The 2,061-nt window shown below is 56.9% G+C and carries 3 protein-coding genes; all 3 read right to left on the bottom strand.

The genetic code is table 11. The annotated features are described in order from the left end of the window. The coding region (locus ADK28_RS02955) for a universal stress protein (protein ID WP_048794834.1) at positions 1-401 on the bottom strand (401 nt) is incomplete at its 3' end. Positions 402-527: 126 nt separating this feature from the next. Then, on the bottom strand, positions 528-1,292 hold the full coding sequence (locus ADK28_RS02950) for an FNR family transcription factor (protein ID WP_004938278.1): 765 nt from the start codon (positions 1,290-1,292) through the stop codon (positions 528-530). A gap of 280 nt (positions 1,293-1,572) precedes the next feature. Next, a partial coding sequence (gene ogt / locus ADK28_RS02945) for a methylated-DNA--[protein]-cysteine S-methyltransferase (protein WP_048794833.1) occupies positions 1,573-2,061 on the bottom strand: 489 nt, incomplete at its 5' end.

Below are 2,061 nucleotides of genomic sequence, written 5' to 3'. Positions count from 1 at the left end.
AGGAGCGCGTAACAGGAATACCCTTCGCAAGAAGCTAACCGATCGTGTTGGTGCGCCATTTTCAGCAGCAGGTCATGTTGGCCGGAAAGCACTTCCTGAATGATGGCTTCGAAGGGGCGGTTATGCCAAACCACTTTGATTTCGATCGGCACGCCGTCGTTGAGATAGAAGCGGCACTGCTCGTTGATCCAGGCGGCGCGTTGGCTGATCACACCTTGCCGCATCGCCGTTCTTTCATCCGGGGAGAGCAGGGTCGTCATTTCGTAAGAGAAGTCGTAGATGGGCAGGAAGGCCTTGATGCGCCCGCCGTTCCGTTTTACCAGGTACACGGCGCGGCGCAATGCCGGCTGATCGTCCTGATTGGGGTCAATAGCCACCAGAAGATTCTGATACTTCGCCATAGGGCCTCCTTACAGCTGAAATCAACAGTCTGTTAATTTACAGAGTAACCCAACATTGAAAAACAGAACAACAACGGAAGCGTGCCGGATCAACAATTTCGGTGAAATGGTGATCCGGCGGGGGAATCAGGCGTTGACGGTCACGTTGATGCGCGGCGTACCGGCCAGCACCGACAGCGCGTCGGCGTTTTCAATGGTGATGTATTTGCCTTTCACGCTGAGGATTTCGCTTTTCTGGAAGCGCCCCAGCAGGCGGCTGATGGTTTCCACCGTCAGCCCAAGGTAGTTGCCGATGTCGCCGCGGGTCATGGTCAAACGAAACTCGCGCGGTGAGAAGCCGCGCTCCGCAAAGCGGCGCGACAGGTTGTAAACGAACGCCGCCAGGCGCTCTTCGGCGTTTTTCTTCGACAGCAGCAGGATCATGTCCTGGTCGCCTTTGATCTCGCCGCTCATCAACCGCATGATCTGCTGACGCAGGTTCGGCATTTTGCCGGACAGATCGTCGAGGGTCTCGAACGGGATCTCGCACACCATCGAGGTTTCCAGCGCCTGCGCGAAGCTCGGGTGCTTCAGGCCACCGATGGCGTCGAAGCCTACCAGGTCGCCCGCCAGGTGGAAGCCGGTGATCTGCTCATCGCCTTGCTCGGTGATGGTGTAGCTTTTAATGGTCCCGGAACGGATCGCGTACAGCGATTTCAGCTCGTCGCCGGCCTTGAACAAGGTCTGGCCTTTCTGGATGGGCTTCTTCCTCTCGATAATGTTGTCGAGCTGGTCCAGCTCGTGAGCATTGAGGGTGAAAGGAATGCACAGCTGGCTGATGCTGCAGTCCTGGCAATGGATCGCACAACCACCAGACTGGATACGACGAATCACGCGTTTTTCCGGGATCATAGATTACGCTCATTCAATAATTGATATGAGTCAATTTTAACATCTTTTGCTGCAGCTGATAAGGGTGGCATTAACATGAATAGGGGTATTGTGTGCGAATTTTGCGCACACATGCCGCCGATTATTCTGTATCGGACTGAAGTTATGAGTATTATTTGTGACTTATGCGTTTTATTCACACAGGTTATTAATAGTGCCCAGCGGGCACGAGCGCGGCGTTGGGCAATGTGCTTTATTAAGCAGCGCCAAACAATGGCGCTGCTTAAGCCGATCGCAGCGGCTACAGCAAACTTTTCGGCAGGTAGCCTTCATGCTGCAGCAGCCATTGCTTGCGCTGTACGCCGCCGGCATAGCCGGTCAGCGCGCCCTGCGAACCGATCACTCGGTGACAGGGCACCACGATGCTGATCGGATTTGAACCGTTGGCCATGCCGACCGCGCGCGAGGCGGTCGGACGGCCGATACGTTGCGCCAGCTGGCCGTAGGTCAGGATCTCGCCGCAGGGGATTTGGCGCAGCTGTTGCCACACGGTGCGCTGGAACTCGGTGCCGGCGGTCATCACCGGCAACCGATCGATAATGCTCAGTTCCCCGGCGAAATAGCGTTGCATGGCGTCGGTCAGCCCGCTGGGATCGCGCTGCTCGCGCAGGGTGAAGCGATCGGCGCGGTAGTGGGTGTTCAGCAGCTTCATCAGGCGCGCTTCGTGATCGGTCCAGTCGATCGCCCGCAGGCGCCCCTGTTCATCGGCAATCAGCACCAGTTCACCCAC

This window comes from Serratia sp. 506_PEND (genome assembly GCF_001076875.1).
Lineage (GTDB): Bacteria > Pseudomonadota > Gammaproteobacteria > Enterobacterales > Enterobacteriaceae > Serratia > Serratia marcescens.
Note: the sequence above shows the minus strand (reverse complement) of the source record. Positions and strands in the feature narration are given on the sequence as shown.

Excerpts from the sequence above, each read along its gene's own strand:
- ADK28_RS02950 (WP_004938278.1), bottom strand. The coding sequence starts at position 1,292 with ATGATCCCGGAAAAACGCGTGATTCGTCGTATCCAGTCTGGTGGTTGT.